The sequence below is a fragment of the Acetobacter suratthaniensis genome (assembly GCF_017377745.1).
Taxonomy (GTDB): Bacteria; Pseudomonadota; Alphaproteobacteria; order Acetobacterales; family Acetobacteraceae; genus Acetobacter; species Acetobacter suratthaniensis.
The window spans coordinates 1-23,899 of the sequence record NZ_JAFVMG010000007.1 but is presented as its reverse complement, the minus strand read 5'-3'; the positions used below and the strand labels follow the sequence as shown (position 1 = coordinate 23,899).

Here is a 23,899-nt window from a genome sequence, read left to right as displayed (position 1 = left end):
CGGGCGGGTTTTGAAAAACACCGCAGCGGCAACGTTGCGGTGTTTTTTTATGGGCGCAGCAGGCCGCCCATTGCACGGCTCCAACCGCCTGCACATATCTCTCCATCATGATCGTCACGCCTGAAGCCTGCGAGCAAGACCCGCAGGGCACCACAGCCGGAACAGAGCCGCTCGACGGGCTTTTAACCGCCATTCGCGCCTGCACCCATTGCGCGGATAGCCTGCCCTTCACACCTCGGCCCGTTGTGCATGCAGACACACGCGCACGCCTGCTGATTGCCAGTCAGGCACCGGGCACACGGGTGCATGAAACCGGGATTTCCTTCAACGATGCTTCGGGGGACCGCCTGCGGGAATGGCTGGGCATGGAGCGGGATGTTTTTTACGATAAGAGCCGCGTGGCCCTTGTTCCCATGGCTTTCTGCTATCCCGGTGTGCAGGCAAAAGGGGGCGATAAACCACCTCCACCTGCCTGTGCGGCCCTGTGGCGCGCCCGGCTGCTGGCGCAATTGCCCAATATCCGCCTGACCCTGCTGGTTGGCGGGTTTGCCCAGAACCATGTGCTCGGCAAGGGCAGCGTTTTTGAACGTACGCTGGATTTCGAACGTTACCTGCCGCGCTTCTTCCCGCTGCCCCATCCCTCATGGCGGACAGGCCAGTGGGAGCGGCGCACCCCGGCGTTTCGTGCACAGGTCATTCCGGCTTTGCGCCAAGCCGTGCAGGCGGCACTGGATTAGGGGCAGCCCCACCCTGCCCTGCGTGTTAAGCGCAGGATGGGGCCAAGCCTGACTGAGCGATTATTCAGGAAAAAGCGCCATCCAGATACGGGTTGGACGCATCAAAGAAGGCTTCATTCTCGCGGAGTTCTGCCTCGATCACGCGCAGGCTGGCCAATGCGCTGAGCATTTCAACCCGCACAGACAGATTGGTTTCCGAGCGCTCCAGCAACGCCAGATGCGCCACAGCCTCGCCCGCCGCTCTGGCGGTGCGACCATACTGCCCACCATAACGTCCAGAAAAACGATGCATGCGCGCCATCATAAGCCGGATTGGCCGGTTGGCGTCATCGGGCAGCGCACCGCGTTCGAGAATACTCCGCAGGCGTAGCAGGTTGAGTTCGATGGTCATGCTGGACAGCACCCCACCCAGATAACGCTCCAGCACAAAAGCATTATCAGCTCCCATGCCAGACAACCGGACAAAGCCTTCCACATTGCGCCCGATAACCTCGGGTGCGGACATCGGGCGGGCAGAACCCGCCTGCCTGCGCAGACGGCGCAGAATATCCACACGCATGTCCCACCGCAGGCCATTGGGATCAACCGGCAGGAAGATGCGGTACATCCACATGCAGAACATCATCGCCAAAAATAGCGGCAAGGCGGTGTTGAAATACATGATTTCATCCAGCCGTCCCTCGTTCATAGGGCTGACCAGAATAGGCAGAAACAGGTTGTACGCTACAGCCGCCAGAGCAAGCGGCGCCCAGGCAAACGCCATGCCCCCCACCAGCATGGGCACGGCCAGCACCAGCGCCAGTGTTTCATAAACCGAGGGCCGCGCCATAACCCACAGATCCAGCGCACAGCACAGACCAATGACGCAGATTGTGCCGTGCAGAAAAGACTGTGTCGCTAGCGCCGGTTTTTCCAACGTTGAGAACAATGCGCAGACAATGGCCACAAACATCATGAAAAACAGGCCATCGGGCCAGGCGGTAGCAATCCAGATCAGGCCCGCACAGAAAATCGTCACGCTGGCACGCAGGCTATTGTAAAACGCCATGCGCCAGTCACGATAAGAGCGCATGGGATAATGAAACTGATCATGCGGCTGGGTGCTGCGGCTCATTTCAAACTGTTCTATCGCAAGCGACAGTTCATCCAGCAGGGCTGACAGCTTGTGCAATACCTGCCCCTGCCGCGACAGCCCCACCTCAAGCGCCAGATCAACCGGAGGATGGGTTGCGGCCACCATTTCGCGCTCAAGGCAGGCGGTGGCCAGTTGCCGACTATCCGCACGCAGGTGCGCCAGATCAGCCAGCACCGGGTTGATCGGCTGCTCACCTTCCAGCCGGGTGGGAAGATCGTTAAGAAAACTGGCGGTGCGGGCCGCCAGTTGTTGGTAATCCGGCCCATCGCTATGCGGCACGTTAATAAGCGTGCCCAGTTCCAGCCCGCGTGACATCAGCACCGTAATGGCGGCCAGCGCCGCACGGGCATGATCGCCCTCGTGCTGATGGGTGCCCATTTCAATTTCGGCAAACTCCACCTGATCGCTCATGGTGGCGATGGTGGAAAATACACCCGGCGAGGACAGAACAGCCCGACGATCCCCCGCAAGCAGGCTACGCAGGGCGGGAACAGCTCCCTTGAGCGCTTCGACAAAATTGGCCGCCAGCCGGTTTCTTGCGCGTGAGCCAAGCTGATACTGAAACAACGAGGAGATGGTGGTCTCCACCACAATGCCCAGCGTAATATAGGTGGCGCGCGCCATAGCAATCTGGAAAATCTGATCCGGGGCGGCAGCGCCATCCAGCGCGATAATGGCGTAAGTAAACCCCGAGGCCCGCATGCCATGAATACGATAATTGGTCATGGTGGCCGGGCCGGGCAGCAGGGTACCGATAAAGCAGAAAAGCCCGATCCCCACCGCAACCCAGAAAATATAAAGTAACGGTGACTGCGGCATGCAGCCCACCAGCACAAAGGCACAAAGAATCCCCACCACCATGCCGAACATGTGCCAGCGTGCCTTGGCAATGGATTTGCCGCGCGTACCCTGCGCGACCATCCACACCGTAAGCGCCGCCCATTGCGGGCTGCCCAGTTCCCACCACAGGGCGATGCCAAGGGCAATCAATGAGGAAATGGTGGTGCGCAGCGCGTAGCCAAACGCCAGCGCATCAGGCGCATACAGCCAGCGCAGGCCATCAAGCCTGCGTGGCGCGCCACCACCCGTCAGAGCCTGACGGACAATAAGCGCGACCGCCTGAAAGAACCGCCCCACTGAGCGAGGAAAGCCAGTCTCCTGTGGGCTGGCCGGGTCAGTCGGGGTGGAAGATGCCATGCTGGTCTTTTACCTCAGAGCGGGGCAAAAGCGTATGCACGGCAGGTATGCTCCGCAAGGAACATCCTCGAGAGACCGTTATGCAGAGCCGTTCAGGAAGGCCAGCACCCCAACCGGCCTCCCCTGTCTGGTATCAGTCTTCGTAGGACATCAGGGTGGTGACAGGCACGCCATCCATGCGCGCACGGCCACCAAGCCCGGTCAGTTCCATCAGCACCGAAGCCCCAACAACATTGGCACCCGCCTTGCGCAGCAGCGTGGCAGAGGCCGAAAGCGTGCCGCCGGTTGCGAGCAGGTCATCCATAATCACAACGCGCTGGCCGGGCAACACGGCGTCTTCCTGAATTTCCAGCGTGTCGGAACCGTATTCCAGATCATAGGTATGCGAGACGGTTTTACCCGGCAGCTTGCCACGCTTGCGCAGCATCAGCATGCCGCAGCCCAGACGGTCGGCCAGCGGCGCAGCCGTCAGGAACCCGCGTGATTCAACCGCTGCCAGCACATCGGGGCGCAGGGGAGCAACCTGGCGCGCCAGACGGCCCATGGCCATCTGCCATGCGTCCGGGTTACGCATCAGGGTCGAAATATCGTAAAAGAGAATACCCGGCTTGGGAAAATCCGGAATATGCCGAATGAAGCTCTTGAGATCGATCTCTTCGCGTACCGTCATGGTCTGTCGCAACCCTTTATCCCTGCGGCCCACAAGAGGGCGTCATGTTCATTCCTGCCCGCCACCGGCAAGGCCGCAACGCTGTATCCCGCACGGGGGTATTCCGCAAGGGTGCCACGCGGTTCAGCTTCCCGCGCGCGCATCCAGTGCAATGCTGACAGCCTGCATCAGCCCATCACGCCGGAAGGGCTTGGCCAGCAGGCAGGCGGTTTCAACGCCTCCACGCGGGGGGGGAGAATCCGCCGTCAGTTCGCCCGACATATACACAACCGCCAGCCCCGTATAACGCTCGGCCAGCACACGTGAGAGCGTGACACCATCCAGCGGGCCGGGAAGCTGAATATCCGTTACCAACAGATCCAGCCCGCCTTCGACACTGGCGGCCACATCAAATGCCTGCTCACCATCGCCTGCCTCGAACACGCGATGCCCGGCCATGCCAAGGATTGTCACCACAATGTCACGGATAACCGCATCATCCTCCACCACCAGCACCTGAAGGCTGCGGGTCGGCTCGGGGCGGGACGCGGACTGCGGGGCAGCAGGGCGGCCCATGGGCAGGCCACGTTCTGCCTGCGGCGGTGGCGGCGGCAGCGCCCCTCCGGCCCGTGTGGTTTCGGTCTGCCCGGCACTGGTCAGCTCGGCACGGGCCAGAGCGCCATGCGCCTCACCCACCGGGGCCGATGCCTCGGCACGCGCAGCCTCGGCAGCACCGGCCAGCCCACGCGGCAACCAGAGCGAAACCTCCGTGCCGATCCCCCGCCCTGTCGCCACCATGACACGCCCATGCGCCTGCTGCGAAAAGGCCAGAACCATAGCCAGACCCAGCCCGGTGCCCGCCCCTTCGCGCTTGGTGGTAAAAAAGGGTTCAAACAGACGATCCATGACATCGCGCGTCATGCCCGAGCCGCTGTCGATCACATCCAGCCGCACCCAGTCGCCTGCGGGCAGGGGTGTTGCCTCGGACACCACGCGCATGGCCCGGCCTTCTTCCACCGGCAGGCTCATCAGGTCGGCATTGACCGAGAACGTGACATTACGCGCGATAATCCGCAGGCTCCCGCCCGAGGGCATGGCATCACGCGCATTGATCGCCAGATTAAGGATGGCGCTTTCAAGCTGTGCTGCATCAACACAGACCGGCCACACATCCATTACATGGTCGCATTCCACTACAATGCGTGGCCCGATCACGCGGCCCAGCAGCCCCCCCAGCACCGCAAACAGCTTGCCCAGATACAGACAGCCCGGCGAGCCGGACTGCCTGCGCATGAAGGACAGAAGCTGGCCTGTCAGCGCTTCGGAGCGGTGCCCGGCATGGGCGGCGGCGGACAGGTATTCCTGCCGCTGCTCGGCCTGATCGGGCTGGTCATATTCTGCTGCCAGTTCCAGATTGCCCAGAATGACAGTCAGCAGGTTTTTGAAGTCATGCGCTATCCCTGCGGTCAACTGCCCCAGCGCACGCAGTTTCTGCGCCTCGCCCAGAGCTCGCTCGCTGCGCAGGCGCATGGTAATATCGGCCGCCGTCAGCACAAAACCACGCTGCTCCGCCGCCCCATCGGGCGCGAAAAACACCGTACGGCACAGTTCCAGATCCGCCCCGTTCGTGCCCTGACACTCCACCACCACCGGGGGGTCTGGCTCGGCGCGGGCCAGACTGGCCTCCACATGCTCGATCGGTTCCAGCAGGGGCACGCCATCCACCACCAGCACGGCGCTGAGCGTATTGTAAGGCAGGCCAGTGCGCAGAAAATCCTTTTCCAGCCCCAGCACGACAGCAAGCTGCTCGTTCCAGTGCCACAGGCGGCCATCGGCCCCGAACACCGCCACACCAAGGCTCAGGCTGTCCAGCGTTGCCCGCAGGCGGAGCGCGAGATCACGCGAGGAAGCCTCGGCCCGTGCTGCCGCCAGCGAGGAACGATCCAGCACCCAGCCCGATGAAATCAGGCTGAAAACACCTGTCAGGATACCCAGCAGTGCCAGCCTGCGCTGCCAGCTTGTATTGCGGAGCATGTCGGCCACACGGTCGGCCTGATCGAGCGTGCTGGCGCGGCTCAGCACCGCCAGATTCTGATCCAGCCCGGCCAGCGCCTGCTCACCCCCGATGGGCATACGATCGGCGGTGGGCGCCCATGTGGCGATATCCGAAAGCTGGGTCTGCACCGCATCAAGCGGTTCGTTCCGCCCGGCCTGTTCGCGCTGCTGCACAGCACGAAACGCCGCGAATCCACCCAGACTATCAGTAAGCTGCCCGATGGCCTGCGCGTAGCAGGCGGCATCTTCATCCCGATGGTGGGCTTCCCATGCGTAATGGCAGATACGCGCATCACTGGTGGCGTGGTGCAGGCCGCGCAGATAGCTGCCCGCCGACGTGCTTTCACGATCCAGCGCACCGTGCCGGGCCATTTCGTTACCGAGTTCAATACCCATCGCGCCGAAGGTCACGATCAGCAGTCCCGCCCCGATCAGCGCCAGCGCGTGGGCCCGTCTTGCCGGATGCCTTGGCATGTCAGGCATGCTCCCTGTCTGTCCCTGCACCGACTTTGCGCCGGTGCGTCATTCCGTCAAGCCCCGCGAACGCATAGGCGTCTTTCGGCCCACCCCGATAACACCGTGGCAGGGGTGCGCAAACCCCGCTCAGGGAGCCGCCACACGGCTATGCCGCCACAACCACACACCTAGTGCTCCGGACAGCACAAACAGGGCGGCGGCGGCGGCATACTGCCACACAGCCCCTACACCAGCCCCGGCCCCCAGCAGGGCTGCCATAGCATTCTGAGGCAGACCACCCAGCACCGTGGCCAAAAAAAATGGCCATACCCCCATGCCCGACAGCCCGCACAGCAAATTGAGCAAAAGAGCCGACCCCACAGGCAACAGGCGCAGGGTCAGCACACTCAGGAAAGGCTGGCCCGTCAGAACCCCGTCCAGCCGGGCAAGAGACTGCCCAAGCCGCCCCGCACCCGCCCGTAACACACGGCCCTGCCCGGCCCAGCGCGCCCAGTAAAACCCGCACAGGCTCCCCAAAGCCGAAGCCACGGTAATCAGCGCCAGCCCTTCGAGCGCGCCATAGGCCAGCCCGGCGGCAAATGCCGCCACCTGCCTTGGCAGGCCAAAGGCGCACCACAGCCCCGCCCCCGCCACAAAAACCAGCCGCCCCCACGCCCCTTCACGGAGTACGCCCGCGCCATGCAGCATCTGATCCAGCCAGAGCGCATGGCGCAGCCACACAGCCCCCGCCGCCAGCAGGGCCAGCATTAGAAAAGGGCGCACAAACGGCCGAACCAGAGGCCACAGGCCACCTGCCACAGGCGGGGTAGATGAGGGCGGGAGAGTATCCATACCCCCGTGGCGCTACCATCTTCTTGCAGCCCCCCGCAAGCAGGCTGTAAACCCGGCACAGCAACACGGCAGCCGCTGCCCCGGCACCCTGCCCAGCCACGGAACGACACGCCATGCCCACACAGCCAACCCCACCCGCAAACCCGGACAAAGCCCCCCCGCGCGGCACCATGACAGACGCCAGCCGCCGTCTGGTTTCGGGCTGGCTGTTCGCGCTGTGCTTCATGCTGCTGGGCATGATCGCCATTGGCGGGGTCACGCGGCTGACGGGTTCGGGCCTGTCCATCATGGACTGGCAACCCGTGAGCGGCATTATTCCCCCGCTTTCACATGCTGAATGGGAAAGGCTGTTCGCACTGTATCAGACCATTCCGCAATACCACCTTCAGCATGAAGGCTTCGGGCTGGCGGGATTCCAGAAAATTTTCTGGGCTGAGTGGACACACCGTTTCTGGGGCCGCCTGATGGGGCTGACCCTGCTGCTGCCGCTGCTGTGGTTTACGGTGCGCGGCATGATTACGCGCGCACTGGCGGTACGGCTGTTCGTGTTTTTTGTCCTTGGCGGGCTTCAGGGCGCGATTGGCTGGTTCATGGTTGCCTCCGGTTTTCGCCCCGACAGCACGGCGGTTGAGCCTGTGCGACTGGTGCTGCACCTGAGCGCCGCCCTTATCCTGTATGCCGCGATCCTGTGGACGGCTTTTTCCATCCGCTGGCCCACGCCTGAAAACACGGCAACCACGGCAGCCCCCAATACCCGCGCCGTGCGCGCGCTGGCTTTCTGCGCTACGGGGCTTGTGTGCCTGACCATCATTGCGGGCGGCTTTACGGCTGGCACCCATGCGGGCTTTCTGTTCAACACCTTTCCGCTGATGGACGGACACCTGATCCCCACCGGCTACGCCCAGCTTTCTCCCTTCTGGCTCAACTGGTTTGTCAACAAGGCGGCGGTGCAGTTCGACCACCGGTTGCTGGCCACCCTGACCGCCCTGACCATCGGCGCCGTGCTGCTGGTGGGGCTGCGCACGCGCGGGCTGGGACAGCGTGCGCAGAACAGCCTGATCCTGCTGGGCTGGGCGGTGCTGATCCAGTACGCGCTGGGTGTTACCACCCTGCTGCTGGTGGTGCCGGTCTGGGCGGGCGCTGTGCATCAGACCTTTGCCGCCGTGCTGCTGGGCGTAATGCTGTTTGTGCTACACAGCCTGCGCCGGGCCTGAAAATGGCCTGCCCCCTGCACATACAGCGCGGCATAAACCCCGCGCCACAATGCAAAAGCCTCAATGCAGGGCATGGGGCAGAGCAGGGCGTTTTATGGTTGCGTTTGCAGGGCGGCCCTGTATTGTGACGAGCATGATTCGCCACCGCTCCTTCTCCGAAGTCTGGAATGACCGCGCCTGCGCGGGCCGGAGCCGTGCGCCCTTCCGTCTGGATCTGCTCCTTCGACTTACCGGCCCCTGAGCGATCCGGGTGGCCGCGCGCCGCCGCGCCCAGGGGTAAAACCGCATAAGCGCCCGCACGCGGGCTGAGCAACGCAGGGCCACACAGCCCAGTGCGCCAGATACGATAAATCAGGAACATATCCATGTCTGCTGACCAGACCAGCTTCACGCATCCTTCCTTCGGTCGCATGGCCGCCGATCGCGTCATTATTTTCGACACCACGCTGCGCGATGGCGAACAGTCGCCCGGCTTTTCCATGAACCTGGCTGAAAAGCTGCGCATGGCCGAAGCACTGGCCACACTGGGCGTGGATGTGATCGAGGCCGGGTTTCCCGTGGCCTCGAAGGGGGATTTCGAGTCCGTCAACGAAATCGCCCGCAACACCAAGGGCGCTGTTATCTGCGCACTGGCCCGTAGCGGCGGCGCGCGTGACATTGCCGCCGCAGGCGAAGCACTGGCCCCGGCCGAGCGCAAGCGCATTCACAACTTCATTTCCACCTCGCCGCTGCACATGAAATACAAGCTGCGGATGGAGCCCGAAACGGTTCTGGAGCTGATTACCTCGGGCAACCGCGCGGCCCGCAACCTGACCGATGACGTGGAATGGTCAGCCGAGGACGGCTCACGCACCGAGCCGGATTTCCTGTGCCGCTGTGTGGAGGCCGCCATCAAGGCTGGTGCCACCACCATCAACATTCCCGATACCGTGGGCTACGCCACCCCCGAAGACATGGAAAAAATCTTTTCCATGCTGCGTGAGCGCGTGCCCGGTGCGCATGAGGTCATTTTTTCGGCCCATAACCACAACGATCTGGGGCTGGGTGTCGCCAACACGCTGGCCTCGATCCGGGGCGGGGCGCGGCAGGTGGAATGCACCATCAACGGGATTGGCGAGCGCGCAGGCAATGCGGCGCTGGAAGAAATCGTGATGGCGCTGCGCACGCGCAACGACCAGTACCCCTTCACCACCGGTATCAACACCACTGGCCTGCTGAAGGTCTCGCGCATGCTGGCCACCATCACCAGCTTTGATGTGCAGCCCAACAAGGCCATTGTCGGGCGCAACGCCTTTGCCCATGAAAGCGGTATCCATCAGGATGGCGTACTGAAAAACGCCGCCACCTACGAGATCATGACCCCCGAAAGCGTGGGCTGGACCCGCTCGGCGCTGGTCATGGGCAAACATTCTGGCCGGGCCGCCTTCCGCGACAAGCTGCGCGCGCTGGGTTACGACAACATGGATGACGAGCGCCTGAACGACGCTTTTGCCCGCTTCAAGGATCTGGCTGACCGCAAGAAGGTCGTTTACGACGACGACATCGTGGCACTGGTGGATGACGAGGCCCGCGATCACGACCATATCCGCTTTGTCAGCCTGAGCCTGCGCTCTGTCTCCGGCCAGCCCTCCGAGGTGGAACTGGATCTGAGCGTGGACGGCAAGCCCGCCCATGCCAGTGCTACGGGCAACGGCCCGGTGGATGCCGCCTTCAACGCCCTGCGCGCGGCTTTTGCCCATGATGCCCGTCTGGCGCTGTTCTCTGTCGCGGCCGTAACCGAAGGCACGGACGCGCAGGCCCGCACCACCGTGCGGCTGGAAGAAGCCGGCAAGCTGGTGGATGGTCAGGGAGCTGATGCGGATACGGTTGTCTCTGCCGTGCGGGCCTATGTGCATGCGCTCAACAAGCTGCTGGTCAAACGCGCCCGCACAGAGCCTGAAGCCCTGAGCGTCTGACACCCGGCACGGGGCGCCAGCCTTCCGGCCCCCCCGCCAACCCGGCCTGAAAGCCACCAACAGGCGAGGCCGGTGGACATTGCTGTCAAAAAACCGGTACAGGCTGTGCGCCGTGCCGGTTTTTTCGCATGCGCGCGGCCCTGCGCCCTTGTCTGCGCCGCCGCACCCCGGTAATCGGAACATGAATATTCCCGCGCAACCATGAAACGGCCCCGATAGTCCGTGGTTGCGCCCCACACCCTGCGCCCGAACCTGGAGTCCTGGATGTTTTCTCGTCTGCTCGGTCTTATGTCCGCCGACATGGCTATTGATCTGGGTACCGCCAACACCCTTGTTTACGTCAAGGGGCGCGGCATTGTTCTGAACGAACCGTCCGTTGTGGCCATTGCCGAGTCCCGTGGCAAAAAGCAGCTTCTGGCGGTGGGTGAGGAAGCCAAGCAGATGGTGGGGCGCACGCCGGGCAATATTTCGGCTATCCGCCCCATGCGCGATGGCGTGATCGCGGATTTTGACGTGGCTGGCGAGATGATCAAGCACTTCATCCGCAAGGTGCATAACCGCCGGGCCTTTGCCAGCCCGCAGATTATCGTCTGCGTGCCTTCCGGCTCCACCGCTGTCGAACGCCGCGCCATTCAGGAAAGTGCCGAAAGTGCCGGTGCGCGCCGGGTTTTCCTGATTGAAGAACCCATGGCCGCCGCCATTGGCGCGGGCCTGCCCGTGACCGAGCCTTCAGGCAGCATGATTGTCGATATCGGTGGCGGCACAACGGAAGTGGCCGTGATCTCGCTGGGCGGCATTGTGTACGCACGCTCGGTGCGCGTGGGCGGGGACAAGATGGATGAAGCCATCATCTCCTACATCCGCCGCGCACATAACCTGCTGATTGGTGAAAGCTCTGCCGAGCGTATCAAGATCAGCATCGGCTCGGCCATGATCCCTGACGAAAGCGAAGGCCAAGGCCCTTGGCAGGATGTCAAAGGACGCGACCTGATCAACGGTGTCCCGCGTGAAGTGCCGGTTTCGCAGGCGCAGATCGCGGAAAGCCTGATGGAGCCCATCAGCCAGATTATCGATGCGGTGACTGTCACGCTGGAAAACACGCCGCCCGAACTCGCGGCCGATATTGTGGACAAGGGCATTGTTCTGACCGGCGGCGGCGCGCTACTGTACCGCTTGGCCGATGTGCTGCGCCTGACCACCGGCCTGCCCGTAACCGTGGCGGAAGATGCCCTGTCCTGCGTGGCTATGGGCACCGGTCGCGCGCTTGAAGAAATGAAGCGCCTGCGCGACGTGCTAACCACCATGTACTGACCCCACCCCGCGCAACGCGGCAGGTTTTCTGCCGCGTAAGGGTGAAAGGCCACAGCCACAAGACAGGGATCCCCGTTTTCCATGCTCCCGGTTTCCATTCAGGTCAGACAGGCTCTGGGCAAGCTGGTATTACCAGCGTTGCTGCTCCTGTCTGTGGGAGTCATGATCGCCGGGCAGGTGGAAAAACGCGCGACTGAAAAAGCCCGCATGGCTGTAGCCGGTACGCTGGCCCCCCTATGGAACATGGTATCCCATGCCCGCGCGGGTGTGGCCGATGTCAGCAACGGTATTCGTCAGGCACGCCATCTGAGCGAGGAAAACAGCCGACTTGAGGCGGAAAACGCCACGCTGCGCCGCTGGTATGATGTTGCGGTGTCCCTCGCGCGCGAAAACGATGCGCTCAAAACCGAACTGCACTGGGTGCCGGAGCCTGTTCCCTCGTTTGTCACAGGCCGGGTCGTGGCGGATAGCGGGGGAATTTATGCCCGCGCGGTGCTGCTGGTGGCTGGCACGCAAAGCGGTATCCAGACCGGCAACGTCGCGCTGGCCGCCAATGGCCTTGCGGGGCGGGTTACGGAAGTCGGCCCCCATGCGGCGCGTGTGCTGCTGATTACCGATATTTCCAGCAGGCTGCCCGTCATGCTCGAATCCAGCCATGCACCGGCCATTATGGTGGGGGATAACAGCGAAACACCGCGCCTGCTCTACTACCCGCAGGATACCCGCCCGCTTGAGGGCGAGCGGGTGGTAACCGGCGATCAGGCCGGGGCTTTCCCGGCCGGTATTCCCGTGGGCACGGTGCACTACACCCATCCCGGCACACCGGTTGTGCAGCCTTTCGCCCGGCTGAACCAGTTGACCATGCTGCGGGTGTTTGACTTCCGTCAGGCGGAAATAGAGCCACCGGGCGCACCGGGGCATGTGCCGCTCACGCATCCCTCGCACCGGCCACTGGCGCTGCCGTTCAAAACCCTCCTGTCACCCGGTCAGGAAGGATAAGCGCCATGCCCCCCATGCAGTGGGACCCCTCATCCGAACCACAGGATACACTCGGGCAGCGACTCGATAACGCGGCGCGGCATCTTCTGCCCAGCTTTATCGCCCTGCTGGCCATTATCGTGCTGTCGGCCCCGCTGGGGCTGCCGGGTGCGGCCGAGCTTCTGCCCCCGCTCATGATCGGGTCGGTTTTTTTCTGGTCGCTGTGGCGTCCGTCAGGCATGCCGCCGCTTAATGTCTTTCTACTGGGCATTTTCATGGACCTGATCGGCTTTACGCCGCTGGGGGTCAGCGCCTTCATCCTGCTTCTGGTGCATGGCTTGGCCAGCTACACCCGCTTTGGCCTCATGCGTCTTAATTTTTTATTGGTGTGGTGTGTATTCGGGCTGATAGGAGCAGCGGCATCTGTATTACAATGGGCGCTGGCCTGCGTGTTCAGGCTGCATGCCCTTGATCCCGCACCCGCCTTTTTTGAAGCTTTGCTGTGCATAGGAATCTACCCGTTGCTGTCCGCCGTGAGTTCATGGTTCCTCCATATTCTGGACGGAAAGCCCGCATCCTGATGGACGGGGGGGTGGGGCCATGCGTCTGACGCGGCGCAAGCGCGAAAGCCGCAGGCTCATGCCCATGCGTGAGCAGAAAGACCCCGCGCGCGGGGTCTTCACCCGGCGCGCCCTGCTGTTCATGGCCGTGCAGGTCGGGGCCATGGGGGAGCTTGCGCACAGGCTGTATGGATTACAGATCGACGATGGCGATCACTATGCCCGCATGGCCGCCAGCAACCGTGTAAGCAAACGGCTTTTAGCCCCGCCACGCGGGCGCATTGTCGATCGGTTCGGCCTGCCGCTGGCCAGCAACAAGGAAAACTGGCGCGCCCTGCTCATGCCCGAGGAAACGACGGATGTTGCAGGCACCATAGAGCGGTTTTCCGCCATTATCCCGCTCGATGAGCGCGACCGCAGCCGCATTGCGCGCGAAATGCGCCACCAGCGGCGCTTCGTACCCGTAATGCTGCGTGACTTCCTGTCATGGGATGAAATGGCGCGGATCGAACTCAACGCGCCATCCCTGCCCGGTGTGCTGATTGATGTCGGCACGCGGCGCGTTTACCCCGATGGCGAGCTGATGGCCCATATCGTGGGGTATGTAGCCCCCCCGAACGAGCAGGACGTGGCACATTCCACCCTGCTGGCGCTGCCGGGCATGCGTGTGGGCCGCGCGGGCATAGAACAGAATCAGGACGAGCAGCTACGCGGTACCGCCGGGTCGGTTGAGATGGAAGTCAACGCCGTAGGGCGGGTGATGTCCGAACTCAACCGCGTGGAAGGCATGCCGGGAGATGAAGTCAGCCTGACACTCGACCGTGGCCTGCAACAGAAAGTACTCAACCATATCGGCGATCAGACCGCCTCCGCCGTGGTGCTGGACTGCCATAATGGCGAGGTACTGGCGATGGTCAGCACCCCTTCTTTCGATCCATCGCTGTTCGATAGCGGGGTCAGCCACGCCCAGTGGATCGAATGGACAAACAACCAGCACACCCCCCTGATCAACAAGGCGGTGGCCGGGGTTTATCCACCCGGCTCCACCTTTAAACCCGCCGTGGCCATGGCGGCGCTGCAGGCGCGCTCTGTCTCCCCCACAGACCGGGTGTTCTGCCCCGGCTATCTGGATGTGGGCGGCACGCGCTTTCACTGCTGGTCACGCTGGGGGCATGGCTCGGTGGACATGCACGATGCGCTGAAATACTCGTGCGATGTCTATTTCTATGAAATTGCCCGGCGCGTGGGCATGGATCATATCGCCCAGACCGCCAACCAGCTCGGGCTGGGTGTACCGCTGGATATTGAACTCCCCCACACGCGCGACGGGCTGATACCCACCCCCGCATGGCGCAAGGCCCACCACCACCACTGGAACGGGGGCGATACCATTGTCAGCGGGATCGGGCAGGGTTTTGTACAGGTGACACCCCTCCAGCTTGCCACCTATACGGCGCGCATCGCCACAGGGCGGGCGGTCTCCCCGCATCTGATCCGCTCTGTCAACGGCACGCTGGGCGAAAAAGCCAGCCCCGAGCACTGGCCCGCGCTGGACATGCCCGATTCCTACTTCAAGGCTATTCGGGGGGGAATGTTCGCAGTCGTGAACGAACCGCACGGCACCGCCCCCAAGGCCCAGCTAGACCTGCCGGGCATGCTGATGGCGGGCAAGACGGGGTCTGCACAGGTGCGCCATGTCTCACGCGCGTTGCGTGAGAGCGGGCATTTCAACTCTGCCGATCTACCGTGGGAATACCGCCCCCATGCGCTGTTTGTCTGTTTCGCCCCCTATGATGCGCCACGCTATGCCGCAGCTGTGGTGATCGAACACGGCAATACCGGGGCCGATGCCGCAGCCCCGCTGGCGCGCGACATCATGCGCGACACCCTGCTGCGCGACCCCGCCAACCGCACCACGCCACCCCCTGAAAGCGTGGCCGACGCGGGTTCGACCATTGAATAGGCCCGCGCGCTTCCATAAACGCCTGCTCCGGGCGGAGCCAAGCTTTCGCATTCTCGCCAAGCTGTGGCGCATAAGCTGGTTATATGTGCTGCTGATCGCGGCACTGGCCGGTGTTGGCTATATCACGCTGTATTCCGCCGGGGGGGGCATGCCCTACCCCTTCGCCATGCCGCAGGCCATCCGCTTTGCTATCGGGCTGGTGCTCATGATCTGTGTGGCGCTGCTGCCACCGCGTATTCTGGTCATGGCCGCGGCCCCTATCTATGGGCTGTCGCTCGTGCTGCTGGCCGCGGTGCTGCACATGGGCCATGTGGGCAAGGGGGCCGAGCGCTGGCTGATGATCGGCGGCATGCAGGTGCAACCCTCCGAATTTGCCAAGATTGCGCTGGTGCTGGCTCTGGCGGCGTGGTTTTCACGCATTAGCTACGCCCGCATGGCCAATCCGCTCTGGCTGGTGCCTCCCGCCCTGATGGTGCTGGTGCCGGTAGCACTGGTGCTGAAGGAGCCTAATCTGGGCACGGCCGTCATTATCGGCGGGGTGGGCGCCAGTCTGTTTTTTGCCGCTGGCATGCGGCTATGGCTGATAGGGCTGCTGGTGCTGCCCGTGCCCTACGCGCTCAAGCTGGCCTACAGCCACCTGCATGACTACCAGCGCGCACGTATCACCACCTTCATGAACCCCGAAAGCGACCCTCTGGGCGCAGGCTACAATATTATCCAGTCCAAGATTGCACTGGGTTCGGGGGGCATGTGGGGACAGGGCTACCTACATGGCTCGCAGGGGCAGCTTAACTTCCTGCCCGAAAAACAGACCGACTTCATCTTTACCATGATTGCGGAAGAATGGGGGTTTGCGGGGGCCGCTGTCGTGCTGGGCCTGCTGCTGCTGCTGATACTGGGCGGCATGACCATGGCCATATGCAGCCGCAACCGCTTCGGGCGGCTGGTTGGGCTTGGTATCAGCATGAACTTCTTCTTTTACTGTCTGGTTAACCTGTCGATGGTCATGGGGGCCATTCCGGTGGGAGGCGTGCCTCTGCCGCTGGTCTCCTACGGGGGTTCGGCCATGCTGAACGTCATGCTGGGCTTTGGCCTGCTGCTTTCGACATGGGTGCATCGCAACAGCCATTTTGGCGAAAGCCTGACCCGCCCCGACGCGTAACCCCGCCCGATGCAGACCATGGGTACCTACACGCGTACCGCATAGCTTTCACTTGACAGGGATAAGGGTGACTTTTACGTTGCCCTCTAAAGGTAATATTTAGTACCATTTCCCTTACACGGTTCTTTCCGCCTCATTCCTGGCCCGTTCCCTGGCGCAAGCCGGTTTTTCCCCGTCCGCGGGATCAGGCCATGCGAGAGCGCGAAAAGACTACTCTGACACAACCAAAGCCCAGCCCGGTCAGGCCACCCTGAGCGGGTCAGGCCCCTATCGCATGAACAATAACCCGGCACAGAACGCGGTGAGGCCTGCCCCCCCGCTGACCGCCGGAAACACAGGGCCATAACCACGGTGATTACCCGCACTCTTCCCACCCGCCCGACCCTGCTTGCGGCCACCGCCCTGCTGGCGCTGAGCGCCTGCAAACGCGAAAACCCGAACGCGGGCCAGATGCCGCCACAGGCTGTGGACATCGTCACAATCCACCCCAGCGCCGTTGATATCCACACCAGCCTGCCCGGCCGCACCAACGCCTTTGAAATCGCGCAGGTACGCCCGCAGGTAACCGGCGTGATCGAAAAACGCCTGTTTGTGGAAGGCTCGGACATAACCGTTGGCCAGCAGCTCTATCAGGTCGATGCCTCGCGCTACAAAGCCACCTTTGAAAGCGCACAGGGTCAGCTTGAACAGGCGCAGGCCCGCGCCGTCACGGCTTCGGCCAAGGCCCGCCGCTACCGTGACCTGGTGCGCGCGCACGCCGTCAGCAGCCAGGATTATGACGATGCCGTAGCGGCTGAAAAAGAGGCGCTGGGCCAGGTGCTGACCGCACGCGGTCAGGTGGCGAGCGCTCAGGTCGATCTGGGCTACACCAAGATGTACGCCCCCATTACCGGACGGATCGGCCGTACCCTTACCACCGTAGGTGCGCTGGTTACAGCCAACCAGACCCAGAACCTTGCGGTCATTACCCGCCTTGATCCCATTTATGTTGACGTAAACCTGCCTGCCATCACCCTGCTGCGCCTGCGCCGTGAACTGGCTGACGGCCGCATCAAGCCGCAGGCCGATGGCAAGGTGCCGGTTACGGTCACCCTTGAAGACGGCTCGCCCTTTGGCCAGACCGGCCGCATGGCGCTGGCCGAAGTCAATGTCGATACCTCGACCTCGACCGTGATCGTGCGCGCCATCATGCCCAACCCCGACAAGATGCTGCTGCCCGGCATGTACGTACATGCCCAGCTTGACGAAGGCACCGACCCCAACGCCCTGCTGGTGCCGCAGGAAGCCGTCAGCCGTAACACCCACGGCGACCCGCAGGTCTGGCTTGTAGCAGCGGATAACACCGTCTCGCTGCGTCAGGTGACCCTTGGGCAGGCTATGGGTGGTTCGTGGGTTGTGCTGTCCGGCCTTACCAGCGGAGACCGCGTGGTTGTCAGCGGTGTGCAGAAAATCCGCCCCGGCATGAAAGTCGCCCCCCACGACACGCCCACCGAACAGACCGGCGCCGGCGCCAAGCCCGCCTCCCCCGCTGCGGATAAGAACGGGCAATAAAACCCATGTCTCTCTCAAGATTTTTCATCGACAGGCCCATTTTCGCATGGGTTATCAGCCTTATCATCATGCTGGTGGGCGGGCTGTCCATTTTCAAGCTGCCGGTGGCCCAGTATCCGTCCATCGCGCCGCCGCAGATTGCCATTACGGTCACCTATCCCGGCGCGTCCGCCGATACGGTGAACGATACCGTCGTGCGCCCGATCCTTCAGCAGATGTTCGGGCTTGACCATCTGGAATACATTTCCTCGCAGTCCTACGCCTCGGGGCAGATGGAAATCGACCTGACCTTCGCACAGGGGACCGACCCCGACATCGCGCAGGTGCAGGTACAGAACAAGCTCCAGCTCGCCCAGCCCAAGCTCCCACAGGAAGTCACGGCGCAGGGTCTGAGCATTACCAAGGCGGTCAAGAACTTCATGCTGGTGGTGGGCTTCATTTCCACCGATGGCAGCATGACGGGCGATGATATTGCCGACTACGTGGCCTCGAACATTTCCGACCCCCTCAGCCGCGTGACCGGCGTGGGTGATCACACGCTGTTCGGCTCCGAATATGCGATGCGGATCTGGCTCGACCCGGACAAGATGTTCAATTACGGCCTGACCATGCCCGAGATCGTCTCGGCCATTCAGACCCAGAACATTCAGGTGTCCTCGGGTGAACTCGGCGGCCTGCCCGCCAAGAAAAACGTCCATCTCGACGCCACCATCATCGGCCCGACCCGTCTGACCAAGGCTGAGGAATTCGCCAAAATCCTGCTGAAAGTGCAGCCCGATGGCTCACAGGTCCGCATCAGCGATATTGGCAGCGTGGAACTGGGGCCGCAGACCTACAACATCGCCTCGTACTACAACAACAAGCCCGCCACAGCCATGGCGCTCAAGCTTGCGCCGGGGGCCAACCAGCTCTCGACCGAAGCCGCCGTGCGCGCACAGATCCATGAACTGGAAAAGTTCTATCCGCCGGGCCTGAAAACCGTTTACCCGCTGGATACCGAGCCCTTCATCACCCTGTCGATTGAAGACGTGGTCGTGACCCTGCTTGAGGCCATCGCCCTCGTGTTTCTGGTCATGCTGGTGTTCTTGCAGAACTTCCGCGCCACACTTATCCCCACCATTGCGGTGCCGGTGGTGCTGCTGGGTACCTTCGGCCTGCTGGGGATCATGGGCTACTCCATCAATACCCTGACCATGCTGGCCATGGTGCTGGCGGTGGGTCTGTTGGTGGATGACGCGATCGTGGTGGTGGAAAACGTCGAACGTATCATGACCACGCAGAAACTCTCGCCCGTGGAGGCCGCCCGTGTCTCCATGGACGAGATTTCGGGTGCGCTGGTTGGCATTGTGCTGGTGCTGTCCGCCGTGTTCCTGCCTATGGCTGCTTTTGCGGGGTCTGTCGGGGTTATCTACCGCCAGTTTTCCATCACCATCGTCGCGGCCATGTGGCTGTCGGTGCTGGTGGCCATGGTGCTTACTCCCGCCCTGTGCGCGACCATGCTCAAGCCCGGCACCCATGAAAAAACCACCGGCCTGCCCGGCTGGTTCAACCGCAACTTCGAGCGCATGACCGCAGGCTACCTGCGTGGCGTGCGCTTTATGATCCGGCGTGAGCTGCTCTCGCTGCTGGCCTTCGCCCTGATTTCGGCCGGGGCTGTCTATCTGTTCTCACGCCTGCCCAGCGGGTTCCTGCCGGATGAAGATCAGGGCCTGATCTTTGGTCAGGTTACAATGCCGCCCAACACCCCGCGCGGCGAAACCGAAAAACTCAACCGCGAGATCACGGACTATATTCTCAAGACCGAGGGTAATCTGGTCGAATCCGTGCTGGCCGTGAACGGCTTCAACTTTGCCGGACAGGGACAGAACGCGGGCGCATTCTTCATCCGCCTCAAGGACTGGAAAGAGCGCCCCAAGGCCTCGCAGACCTCATCGGCCATTGCCATGCGGATCATGATGCACTTCTGGTTTGACCCGCGTGCGCAGATCTTCGCCATTAACCCGCCTGCCGTGCTGGAACTGGGTAACGCCACCGGCTTTGACCTTGAGCTGGAAGACCGGGGCCACCTTGGCCACGCCAAACTGCTTGAGGCACGCAACATGGTGCTGGGCCTTGCCAGTCAGGACCCGCGCCTGATGGCGGTACGCCCCAACGGCATGGAAGATGCAGGCCAGTACACGCTGGATATCGACCGTGAAAAAGCCAATGCGCTGGGGATTACCATCAGCGACATCAACACCACGATCGAAGGCGCGCTGGGTTCGATCTACATCAACCAGTTTACCCGTAACGACCGTGTAAAGCAGGTGTATATTCAGGGCACAGCCGATGCGCGCATGCTGCCGCAGGACCTGAACAAATGGTACATCCGCACCAACACCAACACCATGGCGCCGCTTAACGCCTTTATTAGCGGTCACTGGATCAGTGGTCCGCAGAAGGTGGAAAACTATAACGGCTACAACGCCTACGAAATTCTGGGCCAGCCTTCGGCGGGTCACAGTTCGGGCGATGCCATGGACGCCATCAAGGGTATTCTGGCCAAGCTGCCCACGGGCATCAGCTACGAATGGACTGGCCTCTCGTTTGAAGAAGCCGCTTCCGGCTCCTCTACCGGCTCGCTTTATGCTCTGGCGGGTATCGTCATCCTGCTGTGCCTTGCGGCACTGTATGAAAGCTGGGCCATTCCGCTTTCGGTCATGATGGTGATCCCGCTCGGGGTGCTGGGGGCCATTGCCGCCACCCTTGGGCGCTCCATGAACAATGACGTGTATTTTCAGGTCGGGCTGCTCACAACCGTGGGTCTGGCTGTCAAGAACGCCATTCTGATTGTGGAATTCGCCAAGGCTGGCTTTGAAAAAGGCAACTCGCTGGAAGACAGCGTGCTGACAGCCGCACAGGAACGCCTGCGCCCGATCCTTATGACCTCCATCGCCTTTGTGGTGGGTGTGTTCCCGCTGGCTGTCGCCAGTGGGGCGGGGTCTGCCTCGCGGCAGGCCATCGGCACGGCGGTCGTAGGTGGTATGGCTACGGCAACGCTGCTGGCCGTCTATTTCGTGCCCGTGTTCTTTGTCACTATCCTGCGCCTGTTCAAGGTCAAGCGCATGAACGAACACACCGAACCCACACCGCCCGCAACCGGACATGACTAAAACCATGGCATTTTTTGCATCTTTCCGTCGCTCTGCCCGGCTGCGTTCCGTATTGCTGGGTATGGCCGCAACGCAGGCTCTGTCGGCCTGCACCATGATCCCGAACTACAAGCGGCCTCAGCCGCCGCTTGCCCAGACATGGCCTGCCTACCAGACCACCGGGGGCAGCCAGCTTGCACAGACCGCCACCGATATTGGCTGGCGCGACTTCTTTACCGATCCGCGCCTTCAGGCGCTGATCAGCATTGCCCTGCGCGAAAACCGTGACCTGCGCTCGGCTGCTGCCAGCATTACCGAGGCACAGGGCCAGTACGACGTGCAGCACGCCGGGCTGTTCCCTGCCATTTCGGCATCGGGCGGGCCGATCTATCAGGCCCCGTCCAGTGCGGCGGGTCTGAGCTTTGCGCCGGGTCTTGATCAGGGAAAAGGTGGCGAAGCCTATAGCGGCGGCCATGTTTTCAAATACTATCAGGGCGGTATTGGTTTTTCCGCGTATGAAATCGACCTGTTCGGTCGTATCCGCTCCCTCTCGCGCGAGGCGGCTGAACATGCGCTGTATGAACAGGAAAACCTGCGTGGCATGCTGATCAGCATCGTCGCACAGGTGGCCATGGCCTATATTACCTGGCTGGGCGACCATGACACGCTGGCCATTTCCGAACAGACACTGGCCACCCAGCAGCAGACACTGGCGCTTATTCAAGCCAAGTACCAGCATGGCGAAGCCGATATGCTGACTGTCCGGCAGGCGGAAACGCAGGTGCAGGAAAGTGCGGCCCTGCGTGCGGATTCCATGCGCAAGGTCGAGCAGGATGAAAACCTGCTGACCCTGCTGATCGGTGCGCCCATTCCTGCCGACCTGCCCGCCCCCCGGCCACTGGGACAGCAGACGCTGCTGGCGGATATTCCCGCAGGCCTGCCGTCTGACCTGCTGGCCCGCAGGCCGGATGTTGTCGGGGCCGAACACGACCTGCTTGCCGCGCAGGCCGATATCGGGGCAGCCCGCGCCGCCTTTTTCCCGCGCATAACCCTGACAGCCACCGATGGCGTATCCAGCCTGCAGTTCCACCGGCTGTTTACCGGGGCCGCCACCACCTGGGGGCTAAACCCTTCTGTGCAGATCCCGCTATGGACGTGGGGCCAGAACAGCGGCAACCTGAAGCAGGCCAAATCCCGGCGTGACCAGAAAATTGCCACCTACGAAAAAACCGTGCAGAGCGCCTTCCGCGAAGTGTCCGATGCCCTTGCCGCACGCAAGGCCTATCTGGACGAAGCCGAACAGACCGAAGCGCTGGTGATCTCCTCGGGCGAGGCCTTCCGTCTGGCTAAAATGCGCTTTGACGCTGGTTCTGATTCCTACCTGACAACGCTGGACTCCCAGCGTTCGTATCTGCAGGCCCAGAGCATACGGATCATGGTCGAGGTTTCCAAATACCAGAACCTTGTCACCATTTACCGCTCGCTAGGCGGCGGCTGGCGCGAACAGTCCGCCCCCCAGCCCGGCCAGCAGGCAACGCAGGCAACGCAGGCAACGCAGGCAACGCAGGCAACGCAGGCAACGCAGGCAACGCCAGCCGCCACACACTAGGCGTTCGGGCAAGCCCCACACACGAAAAAGGCCGCTGAAAATATTCAGCGGCCTTTTTTATTATTCCTGCGCTCTGCGCCAGATCAGTGCGCGGACTGACCCTGCGCCAGTCGTAGCAGCCAGAGCTGGGCAATATCACGCACCGGCCCCTTGCCCGTAATATGCTCAAAGGTTGCAGCAGCTTCCTTAGGCTGGTTAGCCTGCAACTGGGCCAACCCCAGATGCAGTGTCGCAACCGCAGGATCACTCACCCCTTTGGTGATCGCCTGACGCATCAGAGCCAGACCATGCTCCGCCTGCCCGGACAGCACCGCATTGTATCCGACAAGGAACAGGGCATCGCCCCCACTCTGGGCCAGGGCCGCCTGTTCATCCGCAGCGCTGGCGGCCTTGCGTTCGGCAGCGGCTTTTTCAGCCATCGCCCGCAGCCGCGCCTGACGGGGGGCTTCAGCGCCCGTGCCTAAAACACCCGCCGCATAGCCCTGCGCCATCAGGTCGCTGGCCAGTTGTGGCAGATGCTGTTGTAGCGCAATTTCCACCATATCCATGTAATCGCGCGCCTGCAGGCTATCGCCCGCCGCCATGCGAATACGGTACACATCAAGCTGCAGGGTGTCCGGTATGGCCGTACGGGTCACCAGCTCGTGCAGCAGCAGCGCCCAGTATTCCTTCTTGCCGTAATACCGCGCCAGCATGGCGTAAGCCTGCGAGGCCGTATCCGCATCCTTCAGCGCTACGGCGCTGGCGGCCTGCATCTGCAATATGGACTCGCCGGGTTTATGCCCGGCAGCCACATCGGCAGCGACCATCGGCGCGACAACGCGCAGTACTCCCGTGTAATCACGCTGGAGATAGAGCGACTGCACCAGCAGAAGCTGCATTTGCGGATTAGGGCCAGCCACCTTGAGGTAGCGGCTGATAGCACTGCTGGCAGCGGCGTAATTCTTGGCCGTATAGGCCATGGTGGCCTCGGACATCAGCATTTGATTACGTGCGGAAACCGGCGTACGCGACGATGCCATAAGCTTTTCGTACGCGGCAATGGCCGTGGCCGTATCACCCGCCTGCGTTGCGACAGCAGCACGCATCTGGGTAATGACGTAATCATCATAAGCACTCAGCCCGCTGACCGCAGCCGCCTGATCCACCGCCTGTCGGGCGCGATCATAGGCGTGAGAAGCCAGAGCGGTCTGGGCGTCCCGCAGAGCCGTGGCGACTGCGGGTGTGAGCGTATCCGCCGCCTGAAGCGACGGCACGGATGCCAGAGTGACAACCCCTGCCGAAACCACTCCGGCTGGAGCCGCCAGAACCAGAGCCGCCCGAGCGAGCAGACCACAACGTGCAAAACGGAAAACCATGAACCCTACCCGGTTTTTCAAGGTGC

Annotated in this window: 16 protein-coding genes; 11 read left to right on the top strand and 5 right to left on the bottom strand. The window is 62.4% G+C overall.

All coding sequences use genetic code 11. The features are described 5' to 3' along the window. The first annotated feature begins 107 nt into the window (after positions 1 to 107). Positions 108 to 737, top strand: a complete 630-nt coding sequence (locus J2D75_RS07990) for a uracil-DNA glycosylase family protein (protein ID WP_207854254.1) — start codon at positions 108 to 110, stop codon at positions 735 to 737. A gap of 64 nt (positions 738 to 801) precedes the next feature. On the opposite strand, the gene J2D75_RS07985 is transcribed toward J2D75_RS07990, so the two are convergent. The 4 genes from J2D75_RS07985 to J2D75_RS07970 all read right to left on the bottom strand — a co-directional run bounded on the left by J2D75_RS07985 (position 802) and on the right by J2D75_RS07970 (position 7,081). After that, positions 802 to 3,069, bottom strand: a complete 2,268-nt coding sequence (locus tag J2D75_RS07985; protein ID WP_207854253.1) for an FUSC family protein — start codon at positions 3,067 to 3,069, stop codon at positions 802 to 804. Positions 3,070 to 3,202: 133 nt separating this feature from the next. After that, positions 3,203 to 3,739, bottom strand: coding sequence for an adenine phosphoribosyltransferase (locus J2D75_RS07980; protein WP_025860350.1), 537 nt, complete (start codon positions 3,737 to 3,739; stop codon positions 3,203 to 3,205). A gap of 123 nt (positions 3,740 to 3,862) precedes the next feature. Next, on the bottom strand, positions 3,863 to 6,247 hold the full coding sequence (locus tag J2D75_RS07975; RefSeq protein WP_243428609.1) for an ATP-binding protein: 2,385 nt from the start codon (positions 6,245 to 6,247) through the stop codon (positions 3,863 to 3,865). A 129-nt stretch (positions 6,248 to 6,376) separates the two neighbouring features. Beyond that, positions 6,377 to 7,081 carry a TVP38/TMEM64 family protein gene (locus J2D75_RS07970; protein ID WP_207854252.1) on the bottom strand — a complete coding sequence of 235 codons (705 nt, stop codon included), beginning with the start codon at positions 7,079 to 7,081 and terminating at the stop codon, positions 6,377 to 6,379. 170 nt (positions 7,082 to 7,251) lie between these two features. Here J2D75_RS07970 and J2D75_RS07965 point away from each other — a divergent pair, with 170 nt between their 5' ends. The 10 genes from J2D75_RS07965 (at position 7,252) to J2D75_RS07920 (ending at position 22,515) form a co-directional block, all read left to right on the top strand. Next, positions 7,252 to 8,295: a COX15/CtaA family protein gene (locus J2D75_RS07965; protein ID WP_207854372.1), complete on the top strand. Its 1,044-nt coding sequence runs from the start codon at positions 7,252 to 7,254 to the stop codon at positions 8,293 to 8,295. Between the two features lie 365 nt (positions 8,296 to 8,660). Then, on the top strand, positions 8,661 to 10,250 hold the full coding sequence (locus tag J2D75_RS07960; protein WP_207854251.1) for a 2-isopropylmalate synthase: 1,590 nt from the start codon (positions 8,661 to 8,663) through the stop codon (positions 10,248 to 10,250). 264 nt (positions 10,251 to 10,514) lie between these two features. Further along, the gene (locus J2D75_RS07955; protein ID WP_207854250.1) at positions 10,515 to 11,561 is read left to right on the top strand and encodes a rod shape-determining protein; all 1,047 of its coding nucleotides are present in this window, start codon (positions 10,515 to 10,517) and stop codon (positions 11,559 to 11,561) included. Positions 11,562 to 11,642: 81 nt separating this feature from the next. Further along, a complete protein-coding gene (mreC, locus tag J2D75_RS07950) occupies positions 11,643 to 12,560 on the top strand; it encodes a rod shape-determining protein MreC (RefSeq protein WP_207854249.1) in 918 nt (305 codons plus the stop codon). 5 nt (positions 12,561 to 12,565) lie between these two features. Further along, complete coding sequence (locus J2D75_RS07945) at positions 12,566 to 13,120, top strand: rod shape-determining protein MreD (RefSeq protein WP_207854248.1); 555 nt, start codon at positions 12,566 to 12,568, stop codon at positions 13,118 to 13,120. Between the two features lie 19 nt (positions 13,121 to 13,139). Beyond that, complete coding sequence (gene mrdA / locus J2D75_RS07940; RefSeq protein WP_207854247.1) at positions 13,140 to 15,062, top strand: penicillin-binding protein 2; 1,923 nt, start codon at positions 13,140 to 13,142, stop codon at positions 15,060 to 15,062. Next, entirely contained in the window at positions 15,055 to 16,224 is a 1,170-nt protein-coding gene (rodA, locus tag J2D75_RS07935) for a rod shape-determining protein RodA (protein WP_243428608.1), read from the top strand. The genes mrdA and rodA overlap by 8 nt, the downstream gene beginning before the upstream one ends. 354 nt (positions 16,225 to 16,578) lie before the next feature. Next, a complete protein-coding gene (locus J2D75_RS07930; RefSeq protein WP_408736752.1) occupies positions 16,579 to 17,775 on the top strand; it encodes an efflux RND transporter periplasmic adaptor subunit in 1,197 nt (398 codons plus the stop codon). A gap of 5 nt (positions 17,776 to 17,780) precedes the next feature. Then, positions 17,781 to 20,927 carry an efflux RND transporter permease subunit gene (locus J2D75_RS07925; RefSeq protein ID WP_207854245.1) on the top strand — a complete coding sequence of 1,049 codons (3,147 nt, stop codon included), beginning with the start codon at positions 17,781 to 17,783 and terminating at the stop codon, positions 20,925 to 20,927. Positions 20,928 to 20,988: 61 nt separating this feature from the next. Continuing rightward, positions 20,989 to 22,515 carry an efflux transporter outer membrane subunit gene (locus J2D75_RS07920; protein WP_243428618.1) on the top strand — a complete coding sequence of 509 codons (1,527 nt, stop codon included), beginning with the start codon at positions 20,989 to 20,991 and terminating at the stop codon, positions 22,513 to 22,515. Positions 22,516 to 22,598: 83 nt separating this feature from the next. Here J2D75_RS07920 and J2D75_RS07915 read toward each other — a convergent pair whose 3' ends face one another. Then, on the bottom strand, positions 22,599 to 23,873 hold the full coding sequence (locus tag J2D75_RS07915) for a hypothetical protein (protein ID WP_207854370.1): 1,275 nt from the start codon (positions 23,871 to 23,873) through the stop codon (positions 22,599 to 22,601). Between the last annotated feature and the right edge of the window lie 26 nt (positions 23,874 to 23,899).

Bases quoted from the DNA above. Each gene is read 5' to 3' on its own strand.
- J2D75_RS07990 (WP_207854254.1), top strand. From the start codon at position 108: ATGATCGTCACGCCTGAAGCCTGCGAGCAAGACCCGCAGGGCACCACA.
- J2D75_RS07985 (WP_207854253.1), bottom strand. From the start codon at position 3,069: ATGGCATCTTCCACCCCGACTGACCCGGCCAGCCCACAGGAGACTGGC.
- J2D75_RS07980 (WP_025860350.1), bottom strand. From the start codon at position 3,739: ATGACGGTACGCGAAGAGATCGATCTCAAGAGCTTCATTCGGCATATT.
- J2D75_RS07975 (WP_243428609.1), bottom strand. From the start codon at position 6,247: ATGCCAAGGCATCCGGCAAGACGGGCCCACGCGCTGGCGCTGATCGGG.
- J2D75_RS07970 (WP_207854252.1), bottom strand. From the start codon at position 7,081: ATGGATACTCTCCCGCCCTCATCTACCCCGCCTGTGGCAGGTGGCCTG.
- J2D75_RS07965 (WP_207854372.1), top strand. From the start codon at position 7,252: ATGACAGACGCCAGCCGCCGTCTGGTTTCGGGCTGGCTGTTCGCGCTG.
- J2D75_RS07960 (WP_207854251.1), top strand. From the start codon at position 8,661: ATGTCTGCTGACCAGACCAGCTTCACGCATCCTTCCTTCGGTCGCATG.
- J2D75_RS07955 (WP_207854250.1), top strand. From the start codon at position 10,515: ATGTTTTCTCGTCTGCTCGGTCTTATGTCCGCCGACATGGCTATTGAT.
- mreC (WP_207854249.1), top strand. From the start codon at position 11,643: ATGCTCCCGGTTTCCATTCAGGTCAGACAGGCTCTGGGCAAGCTGGTA.
- J2D75_RS07945 (WP_207854248.1), top strand. From the start codon at position 12,566: ATGCCCCCCATGCAGTGGGACCCCTCATCCGAACCACAGGATACACTC.
- mrdA (WP_207854247.1), top strand. From the start codon at position 13,140: ATGCGTCTGACGCGGCGCAAGCGCGAAAGCCGCAGGCTCATGCCCATG.
- J2D75_RS07925 (WP_207854245.1), top strand. From the start codon at position 17,781: ATGTCTCTCTCAAGATTTTTCATCGACAGGCCCATTTTCGCATGGGTT.
- J2D75_RS07920 (WP_243428618.1), top strand. From the start codon at position 20,989: ATGGCCGCAACGCAGGCTCTGTCGGCCTGCACCATGATCCCGAACTAC.
- J2D75_RS07915 (WP_207854370.1), bottom strand. From the start codon at position 23,873: ATGGTTTTCCGTTTTGCACGTTGTGGTCTGCTCGCTCGGGCGGCTCTG.